The organism is Halorubellus amylolyticus, from assembly GCF_034808145.1.
Classification (GTDB): domain Archaea; phylum Halobacteriota; class Halobacteria; order Halobacteriales; family Natrialbaceae; genus Halorubellus.
Genome location: NZ_JAXHGM010000011.1, coordinates 70103 through 92228, shown reverse-complemented (window position 1 = coordinate 92228; position 22126 = coordinate 70103). Strand labels below are relative to the sequence as shown.

Sequence of the window (22126 nt, the reverse complement as noted above, 5' to 3'; positions counted from 1 at the left end):
TGCGTGCGTCGTCAGAAGGAGACGCACTCGTGCCCGTAGACGCTGCCGGGCGTGGTGGGGTCGCGGTCGGAGTAGCCCTTGCGACCGATGGCGCGCTCGCAGACGCCTGCCTTGAGGGTGTGTTCGACCTCTTCGGGCGTGTGGAACGTCTGGTCGCCGAAGCGGGCGAGGATGTCGGCGATGGTCTCGGTGCCTTCGGCGAGGTCGAGCTCGTCGTCGCCGATGGCGTCGGTGAGGTCGTCTGTGGTGAGCGGGTACGTCTGGTCCTCGATGGCGTCGCCGGTGCCGTTCAGGCGCATACCCAATAGCGGGTGAAAGATAATTATAAACATTGTCCACAATGGTCCTTGGTGGATGCGGTAGTGGTTATATTCCTTAAGGACCCCGAGTGGACAGGTCCTTGGGCGTCGGCGCGCAAGCGCGAGCATGCCCTACGCGGATCTCCACGCGCACACCACGAACTCCGACGGCACGCTCGAACTCGACGAGGTGCCGGCGGCCGCCCGCGACGCCGACGTGTCGGTCGTCGCCGTCACCGACCACGACCGCACGCACCCCGGGCTCGACGCGCCGGTCGTCGAACGCGACGGCGTGACGCTCGTCCACGGCATCGAACTCCGCGTCGACGCCGGGTTCGAGCGCGTCGACCTCCTCGGGTACGGCGTCGTCGAGACGGACGCGCTCGCGGCGCTCGTCGACCGCGTCCAGACCGACCGCGCCGAGCGCGGACAGGCCATCATCGACGACGTCGGGGCCCACCTCGGTATCGACCTCGGCATCGAGGGACGTCCCGGGCTCGGGCGACCGAACGTCGCGCGCGCCGTCGCGGACCACCCCGACACCGATTACACCGTGCAAGGCGTGTTCGACGACCTCATCGGGAACGACGGCCCGTGCTACGTCGCCCGCGACGTCCCCGGGTTCGAGCACGGCCGGGACGTCCTCGCGGATGCGTGCGCGGTCGTCGGCCTCGCGCACCCGTTCCGGTACGACGACCCCGAGCGCGCGCTCGCGCTCACCGAGACGCTCGACGCCGTCGAACGCGACTATCCCTACGGCGACGGCGTCGACGCGGACCTCGCGGCCGTGGACGCCGCCGCGAACGAGCACGACCTCCTCGTGACCGCCGGCACGGACGCGCACGAGCGCGAACTCGGCGTCTGCGGGCTCGACGAAGCGGACTACGAGCCCCTAGCGGCGCGCCTCGCCGCGCACGGCGGCGACTGACGGCGCGGCCATCGGGCTGACGGCGTCGCCTGGAACGCAGCCTTCAATGCCTCGCAGCCCCAACAACTGAACATGAAGTGTCACTACTGCGACGACGAAGCCGCCTTCGCCGCGTCGACGGAAGGCGTCAAAGTCGGTCTCTGCGAGGTTCACTTCCGCGAACGTCTTGAGGAGCTCTCGGACGCCGACGAGCTTCAGGCGCTCAAGGAGCACGTGGACGTCGACCGCGCCTGACCGCGGCTGCGACTCTCGACCGCGACGACGGCGACCGTTCCCCGGACGCCAGTTCTTCCTGCACGAGTTCGCGAGCGACCGCGTCGGCGCGTGGGTTTACGGCGTCGTCGCGCGTTCGCCGACGCATGGACAAGGTCGACGTCGACGAACTGGAGTCGCGACTGGGGCCCGGGTCGGTCCGGGCGTCGCTCACGAAGCCGCTCGGGCTCGCGAACCTGGGCGCGAACCACTACGAGCTCGCGCCCGGGGAGCGGCTCGCGTTCGGCGTGCACGCCCACGAGCACCAGGAGGAGGTGTTCGTCGTGCAGTCCGGGACGGTGACGTTCGAGGCGTATCCGGACCGCGACGCCGCGCTCGCCGGGTCCGACGGCGAGGACGCGGAGACGGTCGTCGCACGGGCCGGTGAGGTCGTGCGGGCAGCGCCCGGCGAGTACCAGTGCGGCCGGAACGACGACGACGAGCGCGCGGTCGTGTTCGCCGTCGGCGCTCCGCGGGACCCCGGCGACCTCGACCTCCTCCGGGAGTGCGACGCCTGCGGCGACCGGACCGCTCACCGCATCGAACTCACCGACGACCGCGACGCCATCCTCGCCGTCTGCGAGCGCTGCGGTGGCGAGACCGCGCGGTACGCGTGAGTAGCGACTCACCGTACGCCAGTCCTTTAGGGCTCGCCTGCCAGACCTAGTGGTAGATGACAGGCGAGTACGGTCTCGTGGACCCGAGCGAGGCCGACACACCGGGTGACGAGTGGGAGGAGATCGACGTCTCGGACACCGAAGCGGACCGCATCGCGCGCAAGCGCGACCGCGAGTTCAGCGAGTTCCGCAAGCGCATCAAGGACGCCGACCAGTTCAAGGTCGAGGCGTCGGTGTTCGACGACGCGACGTACGCGGCGCTGTACAAGCTCGTCCAGGACGGCTGGCTGTCCGCGTTCGGCGGCCCGGTCTCGACCGGGAAGGAGGCGAACGTCTACACCGCGCTCGGCGGGTCGGAGGCCGCGGACGCGCTCGACGAACCGGAGCCGGAGGTCGCGGTGAAGGTGTACCGCATCAACGCGAGCGACTTCCGGGACATGCGCGATTACCTCGCGGGCGACCCGCGCTTCGAGGGCATCGGCGGGAAGAAGAGCCAGGTCGTGCTCGCGTGGGTGCGCAAGGAGTACGCGAACCTCAAGCGCGCGGAGAAGGCGGGCGTCCGCGTGCCGAACCCGCTCGCGGTGGAGCGGAACGTGCTCGTGATGGAGTACATCGGGACCGACGAGGGCGGGCGCGCTCGTCGGCTCGCGGAGGTGAACGTCGAGAACCCCGAGACCGCGTACCACGTCGTCCGCGAGTACATCCGGCGGCTCTACACGGCGGGGCTCGTCCACGGCGACCTCAGCGAGTACAACATGGTCATCGAGGACGGCGAGCTCGTCGTCATCGACCTCGGCCAGGCGGTGACGGTCCACCACCCGAACAGCGAGGACTTCCTGAAGCGGGACTGCCGGAACGTCGCGAACTTCTTCTCTCGACAAGGGTTGGACGTCACGGGCGAGGAGTGCTACCAGTTCGTCCTCGACAACGCGAATCCGCGCGAGGACGGCGACGACAACCGGAACGCGCGCTAGCGGTCAGTCGTTCCGATGGCGGTGGCTGGCGGCGAGGAGCGTCGCGGCCAGCGCCGCGAGCGCGACCACTGCGCCGAACCCGGGAATCGGGTCGTCGGCGACGGGCGTCGTCGCCGCGTCGTCGGTCCCGGTCGTCGTCTTCGTCGTCGACGACGCGGTGGCCGTGGTCGCGGTTATCGTCGACGTCGTGGTCGCGGTTGTCCTCGTCGTGGTCGTGGCTTCGGGGACGACGGTGAGGCGCGCGCTCGCGGTCCCGTTCGGGTAGCGGTCGCCGCGAGCGCCGTCGGCGCGGACGCGGTACGGGACGACGCGATAGGTGCCGTTCGCGGCGTCCACGGGGAGCGAGAGCGTGACGGTCTGGTCGACGCCCGCGTCGAGGACGGTCGTCTCGTCGACGACGCCGGCGTCGGTCCGGAGGACGAGGACGCCGCCGTGCGTGAGGTTCGCGCGTGCGGAGACGTACCTCGTGGACGTGGTCTGGTCGGCGAATTCGATGCTTGCTCGGGGTTCGCGGACCGTTAGCGTCGCGGGGGCGTCGGTGAGTGCGCGCGAGCGGTTCGCGGCGAGCGCGACCGTGACGTTCACCGAGGCGGGCGCGTCGACGCTCGCGAGGTCGAGCGCGGTGCGGAAACGCCCGCGGTCGTCGACTGCAGTGACCGCGGTGGCGACGCCGCCCGCGTCGGTCCTGGCGGTGACGGCGAGGTCGGTTCCGGGTGCGAGCGTCGTGGTGCCGGTGACCGTCGCGTTCGCAGTCGGTTCGAGCGGGCCGGTCGTGGCGACGAACGCGGCCGCCGGGCGGAACTTCACGCGGCGACTTGTCGCGGCAAGGCCGCGAACGCTCTCGTTCACGTGGTACCGCGCGGTGTAGACCTCGTACGCGTAGACCCCGTCCGCGAAGACGCCGTCGAACCGGTAGTCCTCGTCGCGTTCTTCTTCGGCGACCACGCGTGGGTCCTCGAACGGGCCGGCGTGGACGGCGAGGACGCTCGCGGGATCGACGACGAGGAGGTAGCGGTCGTCCTCGGCGGCCGCGACGGCGCGGACGTTCGTCGCGTTCAGCCAGAGACTCTTGGACTGGCGCTCGGGCGTGGTGCTGGCCTGGGTCTGCCGGACGGCGAAGTGCCCGCTCTCGTTCAGCGCGTCGAGCACGCGTGACGTCAGGTTCGCGGACGCGTTCCCCGAGGCGTCGGCGACGCGCGCGCCGAGGCCCGGAACGGTCACGTCGACGACGAGACGGTCGTGCGGCGTGACGTTGACGGTGCCCGCGGTCGCGTTCTCGTAGCTCGCGAGTTCGCTCGCACTCGCGTTCGCGGTGTCGACGTGCATGGGGACGCGCCACGCTGAGACAGAGGCGTTCTCGCCTGGTGGCGTCGCGGCGGCGAGCGAACCTCTGTCGAATGTGGGTCCGGGCGCGAGCGACGGTCCGGCGGCGGCTGTGGCGGGCGCGACCGCGGCGAGGACCACCGCCGCGGCGACGACGGCGACGGCTGATCGTGGAGGGCTGGACATGGGGACGTGTTGTCTGGAGTTCGGTAAGTGCCTTCCCCTGGGATGTCAGCGTCGAGCCAGCAGTGCAGCGAGCATCGTCGCGGGGTGGATTCCCACGACGTCGTAACGCTCTTGTCCGGCGAACGTGGAGTTGCTGGTGATGCAGTCCGCTCCCTGCTGGCGCTGGCGCACGCAGTCCTCGGGAGCGGACAGTGCGGCGAGCGTGCGACGTCGGGCGTAACTCGACGTCGCGGGCGGTCGCGCTCACTCGTTCTCTCGGCGTCGAACCGCCAGCCGACCGCACGCGACACAGCTACGACACACATGCCAGCGCACGACGACGCGACAGCGACAGACGAATCGACAGCGACAGCCACCGAGGACGGACAGCGAGACGACTTCACGGTGACGCCGTACGAGGTGTCGGGGACGCTCGACTACGAGAAGCTCCTGGAGGAGTTCGGTGCGGACCGACTGACCGCCGAGGACGTCCGGCGGTTCCCGGACCACCCGATGCTCCGGCGGGGTATCTACTACGCGGGCCGTGGCGTCGACGCGTACCTCGACGCGGCGGCGAGCGACGACGGCGCGGGCGGCACGCACTCTATCGTGACCGGCGTGGGGCCGTCGGGGCCGATGCATCTCGGGCACGCGCTCGTGTTCTACCTCGCGAAGACCCTGCAGGACGCGACGGGTGCGACGGTGTACGTGCCGCTCTCGGACGACGAGAAGTACCTCTCGAAGGACCTCACGTTCGACGAGGTCGGCGAGGCGACCCGGGAGAACCTCCGGGACCTCCTCGCTGTGGGGTTCGACCCGGAGCGGACGCGGTTCGTGCTCGATTCGGCGGACGCGGACGTGGTGTATCCGCTCGCGGCGACGTTCGCGAAGGACGTCACGATGAACCAGCTGGAGGCGACGTACGGGCGGCCGGACAACGTCGGGATGGGGTTCTATCCGGCGGTGCAGACGACGCACCTGCTGCTCCCGCAGCTCGTGGAGGGCGCGCATCCGACGCTCGTTCCGGTGGCGGTCGACCAGGACCCGCACGTGCGGGTGAGTCGGGACGTCGCGGCGAAGGCGCGGTATCCGGTCGAGAAGCCGGGGGCGTTACTTGGTAAATTCCTCCCGGACCTGGCGGGGCCGGGGAAGATGAGTTCGAGCGAGGGCGAGGCGATCTACCTGACCGACGACGCGGACGCCGTGGAGGAGAAGGTCCTCCAACGCGCGTACTCGGGCGGCCGGGACAGCGTCAGCGAGCACCGCGAGCACGGCGGCGACCCGAGCGTCGACGTCGCGTTCCAGTACCTCCGGTACTTCTTCGAGCGCGACGACGACGCGCTCGCGGCCCTCGCCGAGCGCTACCGGGCGGGCGACCTCCTCTCGGGCGAGTTGAAGCTGGAGGCGGTCGACGCCATCACCGAGTTCCTGGACGCGCACCAGCGGCGGCGGGACGCGCTCGGTGACGTGCGCGAAGAGCTGGAGCCGTACCGGTTGACGGACGCGGAGCGCGAGCGCGCGCTCTCGGCGGCGGGCGTCCCGCAGCTCTGAGGGGGCCGGGTCGTCGCGGGCGCGAGGGGTTCGTCGACAGAACGAGCGCGGCCTCTCACCGCGGGTTCGCGCGCCGAGCGCCGCGGGACCGTGTGACGCGGGGTCGGGGGTGCCGAAGTCTTAAGCGTCGCGAGAGCGCATTTGTGGCGTATGCAGCACGTGAAGATTCCGCAGGACCGCATCGGCGTGCTCATCGGCGAGGGTGGGGAGACGATGCGACGCATCGAGTCTCGCGCGGGCGTTCGTCTCGACATCGACTCCGAGAACGGGAAGGTCGCCATCGAGCAGGTCGGCGACCCCGTGGACGCCCTGAAGGGCCCGGACATCGTCGAAGCCATCGGTCGCGGGTTCGCGCCCGAGGACGCACTGACGCTTCTGGACGACGACATGCGGATGTTCGACCTCGTCGACATCGGCGCCGTCGCCCGGAACAGCAAGGACATGAAACGCAAGAAGGGACGGCTCATCGGCGAGAACGGCCGCACGCGCGAGCTCATGGAGGAGTTGACGGGCGCGATGGTCGTCATCTACGGGTCGACGCTCGGTATCATCGGGTCGCCCAAGCAGACGAAGATCGTCCGCGAGGCCGCCGAGCGCCTGCTGGACGGCGCGCCCCACGGCTCGGTGTACTCGTTCCTCGAACGCAAGCACAACGAGCTCAAGCGCGAGGGACTGGACTACCACCGCTATCCGGGCGGGACCTGACTCGTCGGACGAGCAGCGGCCGATAGAGGCCGTACGCGGTCGATTCTCCGTGTTTTGCGTCGGTCAGCGATGGCATCGTGCGTGCCGCGGCGTCGCGGTTCCCTCGGCCGTCTCGGTGACGGGCGAGACCCTCGAACGAATCCATATAAACCCCTTCGTTTGCGAACGTTTCGCACGGTGTTTCGGGTGCCCCGTTGGGCGTTCGCTCGAAGGAAGACCAGTGGTTTTTTATAGAATCACAATCAATCTTGCAGGTACCTATGGCACAACAGATGGGCGGCGGTCAGCCCCTCCTCGTACTCAGCGAAGACTCGCAGCGCACATCCGGAAAGGACGCGCAGTCCATGAACATCACGGCCGGGAAGGCCGTCGCGGAGTCCGTCCGCACGACCCTCGGCCCGAAGGGGATGGACAAGATGCTCGTCGACTCCAGCGGCGAGGTCGTCGTCACGAACGACGGCGTCACCATCCTCAAGCAGATGGACATCGAGCACCCCGCGGCCAACATGGTCGTCGAGGTCTCGGAGACCCAGGAGGACGAGGTCGGCGACGGCACCACGAGCGCCGTCGTCATCTCCGGTGAACTCCTCAAGAAGGCCGAGGACCTCCTCGAGCAGGACATCCACGCGACCACGCTCGCACAGGGGTACCGACAGGCCGCCGAGAAGGCGAAGGAGATCCTCACCGAGGGCGCCATCGACGTGTCCGAGGACGACCGCGAGACCCTCACCGAGATCGCCGCCACGGCGATGACGGGCAAGGGCGCGGAGTCCGCGAAGGACGTCCTCAGCGAGCTCGTCGTCGACGCCGTCCTCGCCGTCAAGGACGAGGAAGGCATCGACACTGACAACATCAAGGTCGAGAAGGTCGTCGGTGGCTCCACGGAGAACTCCGAGCTCATCGAGGGCGTGCTCGTCGACAAGACGCGCGTCCACGACAACATGCCGTACTTCGTCGAGGACGCGAACGTCGCCGTCGTCGACGACGCGCTCGAAGTGAAGGAAGCGGACATCGACACCGAGGTCAACGTCACCGACCCCGACCAGCTCCAGCAGTTCCTCGACCAGGAAGAGGCACAGCTCAAGGAGATGGTCGACCACCTCGTCGACGCTGGCGCCGACGTCGTCTTCGCCGAGGACGGCATCGACGACATGGCCCAGCACTACCTCGCGAAGGAGGGCATCCTCGCGGTCCGCCGCACGTCCAGCGACGACGCGAAGCGCATCGCGCGCTCCACGGGCGCCCGCATCGTCTCGAACCTCAGCGACGTCGAAGCCGACGACCTCGGGTTCGCCGGGAACGTCGTCGAGCAGGACGTCGCCGGTTCCACGAAGATCCTCATCGAGGACGTCGAGGACGCGAAGTCCGTCACGATGCTCCTCCGCGGCGGCACGGAGCACGTCGTCGACGAGGTCGAGCGCGCCATCGACGACAGTCTCGGCGTGGTCCGCACGACGCTCGAGGACGGTCACGTCCTCCCCGGCGGCGGTGCGCCCGAGACCGAGCTCTCGCTCGCCCTCCGCGACTTCGCGGACTCCATCGGCGGCCGCGAGGCGCTCGCCATCGAGGCGTTCGCCGACGCCGTCGAGGTCATCCCCCGCACGCTCGCGGAGAACGCCGGCCTCGACTCCATCGACAGCCTCGTCGAACTCCGCAAGAAGCACGACGACGGTGACGCCGACGCCGGCCTCGACGCGTACACGGGCGACGTCATCAACATGAGCGACGAGGGCGTCGTCGAGCCGCTCCGCGTCAAGACGCAGGCCATCGAGTCCGCCACGGAGGCGGCCGTGATGCTGCTCCGCATCGACGACGTCATCGCGGCGGGCGACCTCTCCGGCGGTCAGGTCGACCCCGACGACGGCGGCGACGCCGGCGGCCCGCCCGCTGGTGGCGCCGGCGGCATGGGCGGCATGGGCGGCATGGGTGGCATGGGCGGCGCAATGTAAGTTCGGCCTTCAGCCACACTTACACCGCCACGTCACCGGCCAGTCCCGTACCGCTCGCACACTGATTCGCGGTTCTTCTCTTTCGACGCTGCGCCCGATAGCGACCTCTCGCGCAGTGACGACGCCGGTCCGGACCGTCGACGTGGACCCGACGCCCGCACTGGGAGCGCTGACCGTCGTGCGGGCGATGTGGACGGTGCGGGCGGTTCGAGCGGTTCCGACGGTTCGGGCGGCTCCGGGGGTTCGGGAGACGGAGCGAAGCGGTGCCGTCCCACAACTTGAATCGGGACCCTACCGGTTTAACTAAGTGGAGTGCCGGGGTAGTTTCGGCGCATGGACACACTGCTGCTTGACAGTGCGGACGTCGACGAGAACGCGCAGATGGGTGACGTGGTTGCCGCGGTCGAGGCGGCGTTCGCGGCCTACGAGGAAGGGCGGACGAAGATGCCGGCGAAGTCCTACGTGGACCTCCCGAAGTACAACGGCGACTTCCGGTCGATGCCGGCGTACATGGCGGCCGACGACTGGGACGCGGCGGGCATCAAGTGGGTGAACGTCCACCCCGAGAACCCCGAGAAGTTCGATCTGCCGACGGTCATGGGGACGATGATCTACTCGGACCCCGAGACCGCGGTCCCGCTCGCCATCATGGACGGCACCGAGTTGACGATGAAGCGCACGGGCGCCGCCGCCGCGGTCGCGACCGACCACCTCGCGGTCGAGGACGCCACGAGTCTCGGTATCGTCGGCGCGGGCGTGCAGTCGTACACGCAACTGGACGCCATCGCGCAGGTCCGGGACATCCAGCGCGTGGTCGTGAGCGACGTCCGCGACGAGGCCGTCGAGCGGTTCAAGGACGTGTACGGCGACGACTTCGACGTGGAGCGCGGCGAGATCTCGGACGCGGCGCACTGCGACGTCGTGTCGACGGTGACGCCCGTCGAGGACCCGATCGTCCAGGCCGAGGACGTCGGCGACCACACGCACGTCAACGCGATGGGCGCGGACGCCGAAGGCAAGCACGAGATCGCCGACGACGTCCTCCTCGACGCGAAGGTCGTCATCGACGACTTCGAGCAGTGCACGCACTCCGGCGAGGTGAACGTCCCGTTCGGGACGGGCGTGATGGACGCCGACGATATCTACGGCGAGATCGGCGAGATCGTGTCGGGCGTCCGCGAGGGCCGCACCGGCGAGGACGGCGTCACCGTCTTCGACTCCACGGGGCTCGCCATCCAGGACGTCGCCGCGGCGCACGTCGTCTACGAGCACGCGTTCGAGAACGACAACGGCACGCCGTTCGAACTCATCCAGACGTAGTCACGTCGCGGGCCGACGACCGAGTCGTGGCATCGAGAAACAGTTCTCGCGGTGGACGCCGACGCGACGGGCGACCGCGACCGAGTTCGACCGGACCGGTTACTCGATGTGGACGGCGGGCCGGTAGGGCTGTGCGCGGTCGGCCTTGCCGGCGGGGTCGACGACGTCGTCGCCGTCCTCGGCGTAGACCTCGACGTCGGCGCCGAACTCGCGGGCGAGGAAGTCCGCGGCCGCCTCGTAGACGCCGCGTTCGTCGACGTCGGCGAGGGCGTCCAGCGATTCGGCGTCGCGTTCGCGGACGAACGCGACGAGGTCCTGCGCGAGGTCGTTGACGGCGTTCCCCTTCTCTCGCAACTCGGGGTCGCTCATCACTTCGCTCATCACCTGGCCGACGTCGCTCCCGACGTCGCGGACGGTGTCGAGGACGTCGTACTTCCACTCGGCGGCCGCGTACACGCGGATGACGTCGGGGTCGGTATCGGTGACGTCGACGATGTCGTTCACGTCGGCGGTCAGGTCCTCGACGAGGCGCTCCTCGACGAGCACGCTCTCGTCGACGAACTCCGACTTCACCGAGGGCCACGCGGCGTCCTCGGCGGGCTCGCCGGTGAGTTCCTCGTGGAGTTCGTTCGCCATGAACGGCGTGAACGGCGCGAGGAGCTTCAGGCGCGTCTCGAGGACGCGGCGCTGCGTCCACCGGGCGCCGGGGGCGTCGAGGTCGCGGCGCCGTCGATACCACCGTAGGTCCTCCTCCAGGTTGTAGAACGCCGCCTGGCTCGCCGTTCGCGTCTCGAAGTTCTCCATCGCCTCCGTGACGGTGTCGACGGTCTCCTGGAGGCGCGCGAGCAGCCACCGGTCGGCCTGCGCGAGCTCGGGGCGGTCCTCGGGCGTCTCGGCGTCAACGATCTCCTGGGCGCGCCGCCAGAACCGCTGGAGCTGGTCCTGGGTCGTCTCGACCTGGTCGTCGCGCCAGTCGTAGTCCTGCCAGGGCTCCGCGGAGTTCATCAGGAAGAACCGGACGGTGTCCGCGCCGTAGTTCGAGATGGCTTCCGCGGGAAGGACGACGTGGCCCTTCGAGGAACTCATCTTCTCGCCCTCCAGCAGTCCCATCCCCATCACGGTGATGCCCTCCGGCCAGTTATCGGGGTCGAACAGCTCCGCGTGATGGAACAGGAAGAACGTCAGGTGGTTGTTCACGAGGTCGTTCGCCGAACACCGGTAGTCGACGGGATACCAGTAGTCCCACTCCTCGCGCAGTTCGAGGGCCTGCTCGGGGGCCTCGCCCTCGACGGCGTCCGCGCCGTAGAACAGCGCGTCGAAGAACTCCTGCGTGAGGTTCTCGACGGGCACGTCGTCGATGCGGTGCGCGATCGTGTAGTACGCCATGTAGATCGTCGAGTCGGAGAGGGGTTCGATGACGAAGTCCTCGTCCCACGGCAGGCGCGTTCCCAGCCCGTAGTTCCGGATGCACGGCCACTCGTTCAGCCAGTCGACCGTGTGGTCGTACTGCTCTCTGGTGTTGTCCGGGATGGCGTCCAACTGCGCGACCGCGTCGTGGGCCTTCTGCTTCCAGTCGGCGTCGTTGTACCGGAGGAACCACGTGTCCTGCTTGGCGACCTCGACGTCGCCGCCGCAGCGACAGACGACCTCCTCGCTGAACTCCTGCATCGTGTCGAACGCCTCGCCGAGGTACGCGGCCTTGAACTCGTCGCGGACGTCCTCGACGACACCACCGGCGAACTCGCCGTAGTCGTCGTGGAGTTCCCCGGAGTGGAACTCGGCGTTATAGAGGTCCTGCGTGACCGCCTCCAGTTCGGGGTCCTCGCTCGACTCGATACCGGCGTCCTCGACCGCCGACCTCGCGGGAATCTCGCCGTACCCCTCGATGTCGAGGATGGGGATCGGTTCGATGGCGTCGACGTCCGCGGGGTCGACGCCGTACCGCTCCATGCGGGCGTCGTCGGCCTTCGCCTCCTGGAGGGCGAGGTAGTCGTCTGGCGAGTGCGCGGGCACGCTCATCACGACGCCGGTCGCGTTGTCGGCGTCGACGAACCCGGCGGGGAGCACGAGGACGTCGTCGCCCGTGACGGGGTTCGTGACCGTCTCGCCGACGAGCGCCTCGCCGCTGTACTCGTGGCGGACCTCGACGTCGCGACCCTGGAGTCGGAGCTTCTCCGCCGCCTGCGCGCTCACGAACCAGAACTCGCCGTCGACCTCCGCGGCCACGTACTCGGCGTCGGGGTCGATGTACGCGTTCGTCACGCCGCGCACGGTCTCCGGGCGCAGCGTCGCCATCGGCACCGTCACGCTCGCGCCGTCCATCTTCGCGCCGAACTCGACGAGCGTGTACTCCTGGAACTCCGCCTCCTCGCCCTCCAGGATGTCGTGCGTCGTGACCGGCTGGTCCTCGTTCGTGCAGTACTTCACCGGATGCAGGCCCTTCTCCAGCAGCCCGCGGTCCTTGAGGGTGCGGTACTGCCAGGAGATGAACTTCGAGTACCGGTCGTCGTTCGTCGTGAACTCTCGACGCCAGTCGATACTGAGGCCGAGGTCCTGCATCCCCTTCTTGTAGTGCTCCTCGATGAAGTGCCGCGCGAACCCCATCGGCGTCTCCAGGTCCTGGAGCGTCGAATCGTCGACGTTGTACGTGTTCTGGAGGACGTCCAGTTGCTCCTCCTCGCCCTTCTTCAGTCGCTCGACGGCGCCGATGATCGGCGTGCCGGTGACGTGCCACGCGATCGGGAACAGGACGTTGTCGCCCTGCAGCCGCCGGTAGCGGGCGTAGACGTCCGGGACGGTGTACGTTCGGGCGTGCCCGATGTGCATCCCACCACTCGGATACGGGTAGGGGACCGTGACGAACGTCGTCTCCTCGTCGCCCGCCGGGTCGGCCTCGTACCGACCCTGGTCGTCCCACCGCGACCGCCACTTCGACTCCAGCTTCTGGGGGTCGTACTCGCTCATGGAATCGGATTCACGCGGGCGGTGTATAAGCACTCTCAACTCTATCGCGGGACCGTCCCGGCGCTCGTCGACCGCCAACCGTCTCGTATCGGTTCACGCTCGACCCGACGGGACGCACACGTGAAAGGCGACTGGGCTGACAGGTCCGGCTGTCTGCCCGAGCATCGACGCGGGAACTAAGACCACTCCGGGCGAGCTCCGGCTCGTGGGCGAGTTCGCGCGGACGCTCCAGACCGCTCTCTGTGACGCACTCGGGGCTCGGACGTCTGGGTTCGAGTGGCACGAGGAGTACGACGTCGGCGGGACGCCCGTTGACGTCGCCGGTGTCTCCACCGGGAGCGACGCCGACCCGGAGCGGGGCGACGGCGACTCCGCGTCCGGCGACGGCCCCGTGACGATGCTCGTCGGGGTGGAACTGGAGGTACGGCGCGCGGACCCCGCGAACAACACCGTGAAGCTCCTCCGGAACCTCGAAGCGGGCGTCCTCGACCGGTTCGACCGCGTCGTCGTCTGCCAGGTCTTCTCGGCGTACTACGACCTCGTGAACGGGGGTGTGAGCACGAAGCGGGAGAACGCGACGTTCGTCGGACGTCTCGCCGCGGACGCCCACGAGAGCGTGACGTATCACGCCGTGGACCTGCCGGTGAATCCACCGAAGCGCGGGAGCGACCCGCCCGAGGGCTGGGAGGCGGGCGTCGCGGACGCGGTCGACGCAGTGCGAGCGGCGCTCGACGACGACAGCGGCTAGTCGATGTCGATGCTGTGACCGTCGACCTCGTCGGTCGCCTTCGGGAGGGTGACGGTGAGTGTGCCGTTGTCGTACGTCGCGGTGATCTCGTCCTCGACGACGGGGTCGGGGACGCGGACGGTTCGGCTGGCGGATTCGCTGCGTTCGCGGTGGACGTACGTCCCCGCGTCCTCGTCGGTCGCCTCGTGCTCGGTCTCGCGCGTCGCGTCGATGCGGAGGTCGCCGTCGGCGAACGTCAGGTCGATGTCGTCGACGGCGTACCCGGGGAGGTCCGCGGCGACGGTGTACTCGTCGCCGTGGTCCCGCATGTCCACGGGGACGGCGTTGAACTCGCCGAGGTCACCAGTCTCGAGTTGCCGACTCATCCGGTCGAACATGTCCTCCAGTTCGTCGAAAGGATTCCGTCGCATGACAGAGGACAGTTCGGCGCGGTGCGTCATAAATCTCCTCCCGCGAGCCGTTCGCCGTCCCGGCCGTCACGACACGACCGCCGCGGCCGCGAGCGACGTCACGACACGACCGTCCGCACGTCGTACGAGCCGAGTTCGCGCACCCACCCGTCCTCGCAGATGCCGCGAACGGCCGCCAGCGCCTCCTGCGTGCGGTCCTCGTAGAGCCCGCCCTCGACGTCGAGGTGGAAGCAGTAGTCGCCGAGGCGCTCGCCGCTCGGCCGGGACTCCACGCGCGTGAGGTTCACGTTCCGCTCCGCGAACGGCTCCAGGAGCTCCAGCAGCAGCCCGGGGTAGTTCGCGTTCGGGTACACGACGAACGTCGACTTCCCGCCGGCCTCGGACCCCTCGTCGGGGCCCGCGATGACGAAGAACCGCGTCGCGTTCGACGTCCGGTCCTGGACGTCCTCGGCGAGCGTCCGCAACGCCCCGTCTCCCGGTTCTCCCCCGGAGTGCCCTGGAGAGTCAGTGTCGTCCGCATTGTCGGGATGAGCGATCGCGGCGACGGAGGCGTCCTCGCGCGCACGCTCCACGCCCGTCGCGGTCGACGCCACCGCCTCCCGGTTGACGTCCGGGTACTCGTCGTCGAGGAACCCGCGGCACTGCGCGAGCGCCTGCGGGTGACTCGCCACCACGTCGAACGCCTCGCGCTGCGCGAGCAGCGCGTGCTTGATCGGCGTCACGACCTCCTGCGTGACGGCGACGTCGTAGTCCGCGAGCGCGTCCAGCGTCTCCGTCACCGACCCCTCGATGGAGTTCTCGATCGGTACCACGCCGCGGTCGGCGTCCCCGGACGCGACCGCCTCGACGATGCTCGTCACCGACTCGCGGAACGACACCGTCCCGTCGCTGACCGCGCGCGCAGCACGATGCGAGTACGTCCCCGACGGTCCGAGCGTCACAGTCGACATACGACCCGGTACCGGGGCGGGCGAGAAAAGCCCGTCGGGGCCGACAGGATTGACCGCCGCACGCTCTCAGACGTCCTCGTCGACGCTCGACGACCCACCACGGGTCGCGTCCGCGTCCTCGCCGGACGCGTGCTCGCCGCCGTCGCCGTCTCGGAAGGCGAACGCGAGCGCGAGGAACGCGACACCGAGCGTGACGAACGTCGACCACACGATACCGCTCGCGACCGTCGCCGACGCGACGCCCACCGCGAGGAACGCCACACCGATGACGAGGAAGGCCCTGTGCATGCGTCGAGTTGGGGCGACGAGCGCAATAGCCGTTGTGTCGACGGCCGCTGCCGTCGGACGCCCGCCGCGGGTCGCCGGCGCGCGAGCGTTTTTCGCGCTGGCGGCCGAACCCGACCGCATGGAGGTCGTTCCAGAGACAGCGGTCGAGAGCACCGAAGCGGTCGACGACGTACACCTGAAGATCCTCGCCGGCGGGACGGAGGCGAACGTCCAGCACTTCCGCATCGACCCCGGCGCGGTCGTCCCCGAGCACAGTCACGCCAACGAGCAACTCGGCTACCTCCTGTCGGGCGCCCTCGACTTCCACGTCGACGGCGAGACCGTCACCATCGAACCCGGCGACTCGTACGTCTTCCACGGCGACGAACCGCACGGCGCCGAGAACACCGGCGACGAACCCGCGGTCGGCATCGAAGTGTTCAGTCCCCCACGCGAGAACCCGGACTGGCGGGACTGAGCGCGACAGAGGCGGGACCAAGAGCGGCGGACCGCCCTGCGAGGACCGGCAGGGTTAACCGTCGACGCACCTGACGAACGAGTGGACGGCACGGACGGCAGCACCTTTCAGCCCGCGTGCTCTGCACGTGGCGCTACCGCTGACCGGCCTACCCCGTCTACTCTACACACCACGGAGCGGCAGCCATCGCGTTCTCGCAGTTACTGTCGGCCCGTACGACGCAACTCCGACGGATAGCACGTCGGCACGGTCGAGACGGGTCGCGCTCGCGTCGCGGAGCGGTCACAGTACCGGGATAATGTACAAAATACCGGTGACGAGCGAACAGAGGCCGACGAACCGGTGCATCCAGAGCATCCCGTCGGACGGCTCGGACGGCCCGGAGCCGAAGGCGCGCAGGGACTCGAAGCCGAAGTGATAGACGCGTCTCGGTGCGGCGACGTACGGGACGCCGAGCAGCAGCGAGCCGACACCGGCGAGCAGAACAAGCGCGTTCACGGGCGAGCGTTCTCGACCACGGAAGTTAATTTCGGCGCTTCGAGGAGCGATTATGTCGAATCAGGCGCCCAGGCGCGGTAACTCGGTCGAAACAGGACCGGACGGCGGTTCGCGAACGAGTCGCGACGGAACGGAGCCGTCGACCTACCGGTTCAGCGTGTGGATGGCGTGCCCGAGCGCGTTCTCGGCGGCCTCCATCACGGCTTCCGCGAGCGTCGGGTGCGTGTGCACCGTGGACGCGACGTCCTCCAGGGTCGCGCCCATCTCGATGGCGAGCCCGAGTTCGGCGACGAGCTCGCTCGCCTCGGGGCCGACGATCTGCGCGCCGAGGACGAACCCGCTGGGTTCGTCGGCGACGATGCGGACGAACCCGTCCGTCTCGCCCGTCGTGAGTGCGCGCCCGCTCGCCTGGAACGGGAACTTCCCGACGGTCGGCTCGAAGCCCTGCTCCTCGGCCTCGGCCTCGGTGAGGCCGACGGTCCCGATCTCGGGTTCGGTGAACACCGCGGCGGGCATCGCCTGGTAGTCCACGGCCGACGGTTCGCCCGCGACGACCTCGGCGGCGACCTGCCCTTCCTTGCTGCCCTTGTGCGCGAGCATCGGTTCGCCGGCGACGTCGCCGACCGCCATGATGTGCTCGACGTCGGTGCGACAGCGGTCGTCCGTCTCCAGGAACCCCTGCTCGTTGGGCTCCAGGCCGGTGGCTTCGAGGTTCAGCGTGTCCGTGACCGGCTGCCGGCCGACGGCGACGAGGACCTTGTCCGCCTCGAGTGCCAGTTCCTCGCCCTCCGCCTCGGCCTCGGCGGCCTGCCCGCCGTCCGCAGCGGCGGGGCTGGCGGTGACGACGACGCCGTCGTCGGTCTCCTCCCAGTCGCTCGCGGAGTAGCCGAAGTGGAACTCCACGCCGAGGTCCTTCGCGTGACTCTTGACGACCCGCGAGACGTCGTCCTCGTACGGCGGGAGGACGTCGTCGAGCATCTCGACCACGGTGACGTCCGTCCCGAGCTTCGCGTACACGGACGCGAGCTCCATCCCGATGTAGCCCGCGCCGACGACGACGAGCTCGTCCGGCACCGAGTCCAGGCTGAGCGCGTGCTCGCTCGCGAGAACGTGCTCGCCGTCGAACTCGAACCCGGGAACCTGGATGGGGCGAGAGCCGGTCGCGATGATACAGTGCTCGAAGTCCAGGCTCTCGGAGCCCTGGCCTTCGCCGCCGTGAACGATGCGGACGGAGTTCTCGCCGGAGAACTCCGCGGTCCCCTCGATGAGGTTCACGCCGTTCGCCTTGCAGAGCTTCTCCACGCCGCTCGTGAGCTGGTCGACGACCCCTTCCTTCCAGGACATCATCTGGGTCATGTCGACCGCCGGGTTCGCGTGGATACCCATCTCCTCGGCGTTCGCCGCGTCGTGCTTCAGACTCGTCGCGGTGATGAGCGCCTTCGAGGGGATGCACCCGCGGTTCAGGCACGCGCCACCGTATTCGTCCTTCTCGACGAGCGTGACGTCGAGCCCGAGCTGTCCCGCGCGGATGGCGGCGACGTATCCGCCGGGGCCCGCGCCGATTACCAGAAGGTCCGTGCCAGTTGTGACGTCTCCGACGACCATACTCGAACACACCCCGAGCAGGCATAAGAAACCCCAAGTATTGCCAGCGCGGTTCCCCGTCCCATCGCCACCGAGCGCGACGGCAGAGGAATTCGCTCTCGGAGTGGTCGCGTCGCCACGCGCCTCACGTCGTCATCTCGAACGCGCGCCCTCGGAGACGCCGTGACGCTCTATCCGAGTGCGAGTGCGTCGAGAGAAGGCGGGTATCCCGAACCTCAAGCCGACGCCGGAGTCAGGCTACTCCAGCAGGAGGAGTTCGGGGTTCTCGAGGTACTTCTTGACCTCGTTCGTGAACCGCGCTCCGTCCGCGCCGTCGATGATGCGGTGGTCGAAGGAGAGCGAGAGCGTGAGGACGTGCCGGATCTCGATGGAGTCCTCGCCGTTCTCGTCGGTCATCACGCGCGGCTTCTTCTTGATCTCGCCGAGCGCGAGGATGGCGCTCTCGGGGTGATTGATGATCGGCGTGGCGTACTCGCCGCCGATGCCACCGATGTTCGTGATGGTGAACGTCCCGCCGCGCATCTCGTCGACCGAGATGGTGCGGTCGCGCGCCTTCTGGACCTTCTCGTTCATCTCCGAGGAGAGCTGGAGGAGGCCCTTCCGGTCGGCCGCGTCGATGACGGGCACCATGAGGCCGGCGTCCGTGGCCGTGGCGACGCCGACGTTGTAGTAGTGCTTCGTGACGACCTCCTCGTTCTCCTCGTCGAGGGAGACGTTCACCTGCGGGTACTCCTTGAGCGCCGCGACGCACGCCTTCATCACGAACGGCATGTACGTCAGGCGGATGCCGCGGTCCTCGGCCTCGCCCTTCAGTCGCTCGCGGGTCTCGACGAGCTCGGTGACGTCCACCTCGTCGTGGTGCGTGACGTGGGGCGCGGTGTACTTCGAGTTCGCCATCGCGTCCCCGATGGTCTTCCGGACGCCCTTGTAGGGCTCGCGCGTCTCGCGCTGGCCCTCCGCGCCCATCGTCTCGCCCGCGGCCATCGCGCCGGCGTCGGCCTCCTGGGCCTGCTGCATCGCTTCCGCGTACTCCGTGACGGCCTCGGGCGTGACGAACGCCTCGCCGTCCCGCGTCTCGTCGGTCGGGACGTCGTCGATGTCGACGCCCTTCTCGTCGGCGAGCTTCCGCGTCGCCGGCGCCGCGAGCGTCTGCTCGCGACCCGCCGCGTCGACGCCCTGGGGCGACGGCGCCTGCCGGGTCGTCTGTGCGCTCGCCGCACTCCCGCCGGCCGCTCCGGCGTCAGTGCTCTCCGCGGCCGCGGCGTCGTCCGCACCCGCGTCCGCCTCGGCTGTCGCGGGCTCGCCGCCCGTCTCGGCCTCGCCACCGCTGTCGGCGTGCGCCTGCACGTCCGCGTCCGTCACGCGACCGCTCGGGCCGGTGCCGTCGACCTGCGAGATGTCGACGCCGAGCTCGCGAGCGAGCTTCCGCGCACTCGGTGGCGCGAACACGCGCCCGCTCGGCGTCTCGACCTCCTCGGTCTCCCCGGCGTCGGCGCTCTCGGCCTCGCCGGCGTCCGCGTCAGCCGCCGCGTCCGCCTCGGCGTCCGCGCTCGAACTCGTGTCGTCCAGATCGTCTTCGCCCTCGACGTTGTACGCCATGATGACGTCGCCGACGGGCACCATCTCGCCTTCCTCGACGAACAGCTCCTTGACCGTTCCGTTGTACGGCGACGGGACGTCCACGAGCGCCTTGTCCGTCTCCACCTTCGCGACCGCCTGGTCCTCCTCGACGGTGTCGCCGGGCTCGACGAGCCACTCGACGAGCTCGCCCTCGGCGACCCCTTCGCCGACGTCGGGGAGCTTGAATTCCTGTGGCATCTTAGAAACTCACCGCGTCACGGATGCCCTTCTTGATGCGAGCCGGCTCCGGGAGGTAGTAGTCCTCGAGCGCGTACAGCGGGAACGGCGTGTCGAACCCGGTGATGCGCTCCACGGGCGCCTCCTGGTACATCAAGGCCTCTTCCTGGATGATCGTCGCGATCTCGCCGCCGAGTCCGCCGGACTTCGGGGCCTCGTGGACGACCGCCGCACGCCCCGTCTTCTTGAAGGACTCCACGATGGTGTCCTTGTCGAGCGGCGACATCGAACGCAGGTCGACGACCTCCGCGTCGATGCCGTTCTCCTCGGCGAGTTCCTCCGCGGCCTCCATCGTCGGACGCGTCATGGCACCCCACGTGAACACCGAGATGTCGCTGCCCTCGCGACGCACCGCCGCCTCGCCGAGCGGGACCTCGTAGGAGTCGTCGGGAACCTCCTCGCGGAACGCACGGTAGATGAGCTTCGGCTCGAGGAACACGACCGGGTCCGGGTCGCGGATCGCCGAGATGAGCATCCCCTTCGCGTCGTAGGGCGTGCTCGGGATCTGGACCTTGAGGCCGGGCTGGTGCGCGAACATCGCCTCCGTCGACTCGGAGTGGTGCTCGGGGGCACGGATGCCGCCACCGTACGGTGCGCGGATGACCATCTGCGCCGTGAACCGGCCGCGACTCCGCGTGCGAAGGCGCGCCGCGTGACTCACGATCTGGTCGAACGCCGGGTAGATGAACCCGAGGAACTGGATCTCCGGCACCGGCTTCAGGCCGTACGCGGCCATCCCGATCGCGGTGCCGACGATACCGGCCTCGGCGAGCGGCGTGTCGATGACGCGGTCCTCGCCGAACTCCTCGTAGAGCCCGTCGGTCGCGCGGAACACGCCGCCGTTTTTGCCGACGTCCTCGCCCATCACGAGGACGTCCTCGTCGTCGCGCATCTCGCTCTGCAGGCCGTCGCGGACGGCCTGTACGAGCGTCAGGTTCTCCGTCTCTCCTTCGATGTCTGGTGCTTGCTGACTCATGTTAGTCCTCCAGTAGGGCGTCGTCGCCGAACTCCTCGCGGACCTCGTTGAACCAGTCGAGTTGCGACTGGAGGCGCTGGGGCATGTCGGCGTACACGTGGTTGAACATCTCTACGGGGTCCGGGCGCTCCACCTCTTCCGCCGCCGAGATCGCTTCGGCGACGTCGTCCTCGATGCGCTGGGTGATCTCGTCGGCGAGCTCGTCGTCGAGGATCCCCTGCTCGCGGAGGAACGTCTCCATCCGCGGGATGGGGTCCTTCTGCTTCCAGCGCTCGACCTCGTCGTCGTCCCGGTAGACCGAGGGGTCGTCGGCGGTCGTGTGCGCGCCGAAGCGGTACTGGACCGCCTCGATGAGCGTCGGCCGCAGGTCGTCCTCGTCGGGGTCCTTGGCCTTCTCGACGGCCTCCTTCGTGACCTTGTACACGGCGAGCGGGTCCATGCCGTCGACCTGCACGCCCTCGAAGCCGTACGCGTTGGCCTTCTGCGCGATCGTCTCGCTCGCGGTCTGCTTCTCGCGAGGCACCGAGATCGCCCACTGGTTGTTGTTACAGAAGAACACCGCGGGCGCGTCGAACACGCCCGCGAAGTTCAGGCCCTCGTGGAAGTCGCCCTCGCTCGTGGCGCCGTCGCCGAAGTAACAGAGGAACGCCTTGTCCTCGCCTTTGAGGCGCGAGGCCCACGCCGCACCGGTGGCGTGCGGTATCTGGGTCGCGATCGGGACCGCGACCGTGAACAGGTTCACGTCCTCGGGGATGGCGTTCCCCTGTTCGTGGCCCATCCAGTACAGGAGCGTGCGCTTCAGCCCGAATCCGCGGACGAGCGCGGCGCCGTGCTCGCGGTAGCTCGGGAACATCCAGTCGTCGGTATCGAGTGCATGTGCGCTCGCGACCTGCGCGGCCTCCTGACCGGACAGGGGCGGGTACGTCCCCATGCGGCCCTGGCGCTGCAGGGACACGGCACGCTGGTCGAAGTGCCGCGCGAGCTTCATCTGCTCGTAGATCTCGAGCAACTCGTCGTCGGAGAGGTCCGGCACCTCCGCGTCGTCGAGCACTCGACCGTCGTCGTCGAGTACCTGTACGCGGTCTCGGGGGCTGCGTTCTAGCGTGCTCACGGGAGAACCCACCTTCGCATACGACGTACGTCTCCTGCTCGCGTTATATGATTTTCGTAAAAACGTTACTATCAACCGGATTCTTGCGACAGCTTCACACTGAACGTCCGGGAATCCTCGTGAGAAGTGTAACCTTTCGGCTTTCTCGCCATGTATCGAACGCTTCGAACGTTCCTCAC

The 22126-nt window shown here is 68.7% G+C and carries 21 protein-coding genes; 10 read left to right on the top strand and 11 right to left on the bottom strand.

Going from position 1 to position 22126, the window contains the following annotated elements:
* Window positions 1-11: 11 nt before the first annotated feature.
* Window positions 12-299, bottom strand: a complete 288-nt coding sequence (locus tag SM754_RS17935; RefSeq protein ID WP_323677525.1) for a DUF5789 family protein — start codon at window positions 297-299, stop codon at window positions 12-14.
* Between the two features lie 127 nt (window positions 300-426).
* On the opposite strand from SM754_RS17935, the gene SM754_RS17930 reads away from it, so the two are divergent.
* The 4 genes from SM754_RS17930 to rio1 all read left to right on the top strand — a co-directional run bounded on the left by SM754_RS17930 (window position 427) and on the right by rio1 (window position 3070).
* On the top strand, window positions 427-1227 hold the full coding sequence (locus SM754_RS17930; RefSeq protein WP_323677524.1) for a PHP domain-containing protein: 801 nt from the start codon (window positions 427-429) through the stop codon (window positions 1225-1227).
* Window positions 1228-1299: 72 nt separating this feature from the next.
* A complete protein-coding gene (locus tag SM754_RS17925; protein WP_227134088.1) occupies window positions 1300-1461 on the top strand; it encodes a DUF6757 family protein in 162 nt (53 codons plus the stop codon).
* Window positions 1462-1586: 125 nt separating this feature from the next.
* Window positions 1587-2096, top strand: coding sequence for a cupin domain-containing protein (locus tag SM754_RS17920; protein ID WP_323677523.1), 510 nt, complete (start codon window positions 1587-1589; stop codon window positions 2094-2096).
* Window positions 2097-2152: 56 nt separating this feature from the next.
* Complete coding sequence (gene rio1 / locus SM754_RS17915) at window positions 2153-3070, top strand: serine/threonine-protein kinase Rio1 (RefSeq protein ID WP_323677522.1); 918 nt, start codon at window positions 2153-2155, stop codon at window positions 3068-3070.
* 3 nt (window positions 3071-3073) lie between these two features.
* Here rio1 and SM754_RS17910 read toward each other — a convergent pair whose 3' ends face one another.
* Window positions 3074-4579: a PGF-CTERM sorting domain-containing protein gene (locus SM754_RS17910; RefSeq protein WP_323677521.1), complete on the bottom strand. Its 1506-nt coding sequence runs from the start codon at window positions 4577-4579 to the stop codon at window positions 3074-3076.
* 303 nt (window positions 4580-4882) lie between these two features.
* Here SM754_RS17910 and SM754_RS17905 point away from each other — a divergent pair, with 303 nt between their 5' ends.
* The 4 genes from SM754_RS17905 (at window position 4883) to SM754_RS17890 (ending at window position 10083) form a co-directional block, all read left to right on the top strand.
* On the top strand, window positions 4883-6109 hold the full coding sequence (locus SM754_RS17905) for a tryptophan--tRNA ligase (RefSeq protein ID WP_323677520.1): 1227 nt from the start codon (window positions 4883-4885) through the stop codon (window positions 6107-6109).
* Between the two features lie 150 nt (window positions 6110-6259).
* Window positions 6260-6814 (top strand): KH domain-containing protein, encoded by a 555-nt coding sequence (locus SM754_RS17900; RefSeq protein WP_227134093.1) that lies wholly within the window; start codon window positions 6260-6262, stop codon window positions 6812-6814.
* Window positions 6815-7074: 260 nt separating this feature from the next.
* Window positions 7075-8763, top strand: coding sequence for a thermosome subunit alpha (thsA, locus tag SM754_RS17895; RefSeq protein WP_323677519.1), 1689 nt, complete (start codon window positions 7075-7077; stop codon window positions 8761-8763).
* A gap of 333 nt (window positions 8764-9096) precedes the next feature.
* The gene (locus SM754_RS17890; protein WP_323677518.1) at window positions 9097-10083 is read left to right on the top strand and encodes an ornithine cyclodeaminase family protein; all 987 of its coding nucleotides are present in this window, start codon (window positions 9097-9099) and stop codon (window positions 10081-10083) included.
* Between the two features lie 99 nt (window positions 10084-10182).
* Here the strand turns inward: SM754_RS17890 and leuS are convergent, their stop codons facing one another.
* The gene (gene leuS, locus SM754_RS17885; protein WP_323677517.1) at window positions 10183-13047 is read right to left on the bottom strand and encodes a leucine--tRNA ligase; all 2865 of its coding nucleotides are present in this window, start codon (window positions 13045-13047) and stop codon (window positions 10183-10185) included.
* Between the two features lie 205 nt (window positions 13048-13252).
* Here leuS and SM754_RS17880 point away from each other — a divergent pair, with 205 nt between their 5' ends.
* Window positions 13253-13795 (top strand): hypothetical protein, encoded by a 543-nt coding sequence (locus SM754_RS17880; RefSeq protein WP_323677516.1) that lies wholly within the window; start codon window positions 13253-13255, stop codon window positions 13793-13795.
* On the opposite strand, the gene SM754_RS17875 is transcribed toward SM754_RS17880, so the two are convergent.
* From SM754_RS17875 to SM754_RS17865, 3 genes are all read right to left on the bottom strand, one after another.
* Window positions 13792-14205, bottom strand: coding sequence for an Hsp20/alpha crystallin family protein (locus SM754_RS17875; protein WP_323677515.1), 414 nt, complete (start codon window positions 14203-14205; stop codon window positions 13792-13794). The two genes, SM754_RS17880 and SM754_RS17875, sit on opposite strands and share 4 nt — an antisense overlap.
* Window positions 14206-14303: 98 nt before the next feature.
* Window positions 14304-15155 (bottom strand): prephenate dehydratase, encoded by an 852-nt coding sequence (gene pheA, locus SM754_RS17870; RefSeq protein ID WP_323677514.1) that lies wholly within the window; start codon window positions 15153-15155, stop codon window positions 14304-14306.
* Between the two features lie 66 nt (window positions 15156-15221).
* On the bottom strand, window positions 15222-15443 hold the full coding sequence (locus SM754_RS17865) for a hypothetical protein (protein WP_323677513.1): 222 nt from the start codon (window positions 15441-15443) through the stop codon (window positions 15222-15224).
* A 118-nt stretch (window positions 15444-15561) separates the two neighbouring features.
* Here SM754_RS17865 and SM754_RS17860 point away from each other — a divergent pair, with 118 nt between their 5' ends.
* Window positions 15562-15900: a cupin domain-containing protein gene (locus SM754_RS17860; RefSeq protein WP_323677512.1), complete on the top strand. Its 339-nt coding sequence runs from the start codon at window positions 15562-15564 to the stop codon at window positions 15898-15900.
* 282 nt (window positions 15901-16182) lie between these two features.
* Here SM754_RS17860 and SM754_RS17855 read toward each other — a convergent pair whose 3' ends face one another.
* The 5 genes from SM754_RS17855 to pdhA all read right to left on the bottom strand — a co-directional run bounded on the left by SM754_RS17855 (window position 16183) and on the right by pdhA (window position 21947).
* Window positions 16183-16398, bottom strand: coding sequence for a DUF6199 family natural product biosynthesis protein (locus tag SM754_RS17855; protein WP_323677511.1), 216 nt, complete (start codon window positions 16396-16398; stop codon window positions 16183-16185).
* A 144-nt stretch (window positions 16399-16542) separates the two neighbouring features.
* Window positions 16543-18003 (bottom strand): dihydrolipoyl dehydrogenase, encoded by a 1461-nt coding sequence (gene lpdA / locus SM754_RS17850; RefSeq protein ID WP_323677510.1) that lies wholly within the window; start codon window positions 18001-18003, stop codon window positions 16543-16545.
* Between the two features lie 237 nt (window positions 18004-18240).
* A complete protein-coding gene (locus tag SM754_RS17845; RefSeq protein WP_323677509.1) occupies window positions 18241-19821 on the bottom strand; it encodes a dihydrolipoamide acetyltransferase family protein in 1581 nt (526 codons plus the stop codon).
* A gap of 1 nt (window position 19822) precedes the next feature.
* Complete coding sequence (locus SM754_RS17840) at window positions 19823-20836, bottom strand: alpha-ketoacid dehydrogenase subunit beta (RefSeq protein ID WP_323677508.1); 1014 nt, start codon at window positions 20834-20836, stop codon at window positions 19823-19825.
* A 1-nt stretch (window position 20837) separates the two neighbouring features.
* Window positions 20838-21947: a pyruvate dehydrogenase (acetyl-transferring) E1 component subunit alpha gene (pdhA, locus tag SM754_RS17835; RefSeq protein WP_323677507.1), complete on the bottom strand. Its 1110-nt coding sequence runs from the start codon at window positions 21945-21947 to the stop codon at window positions 20838-20840.
* Window positions 21948-22126 lie beyond the last annotated feature (179 nt).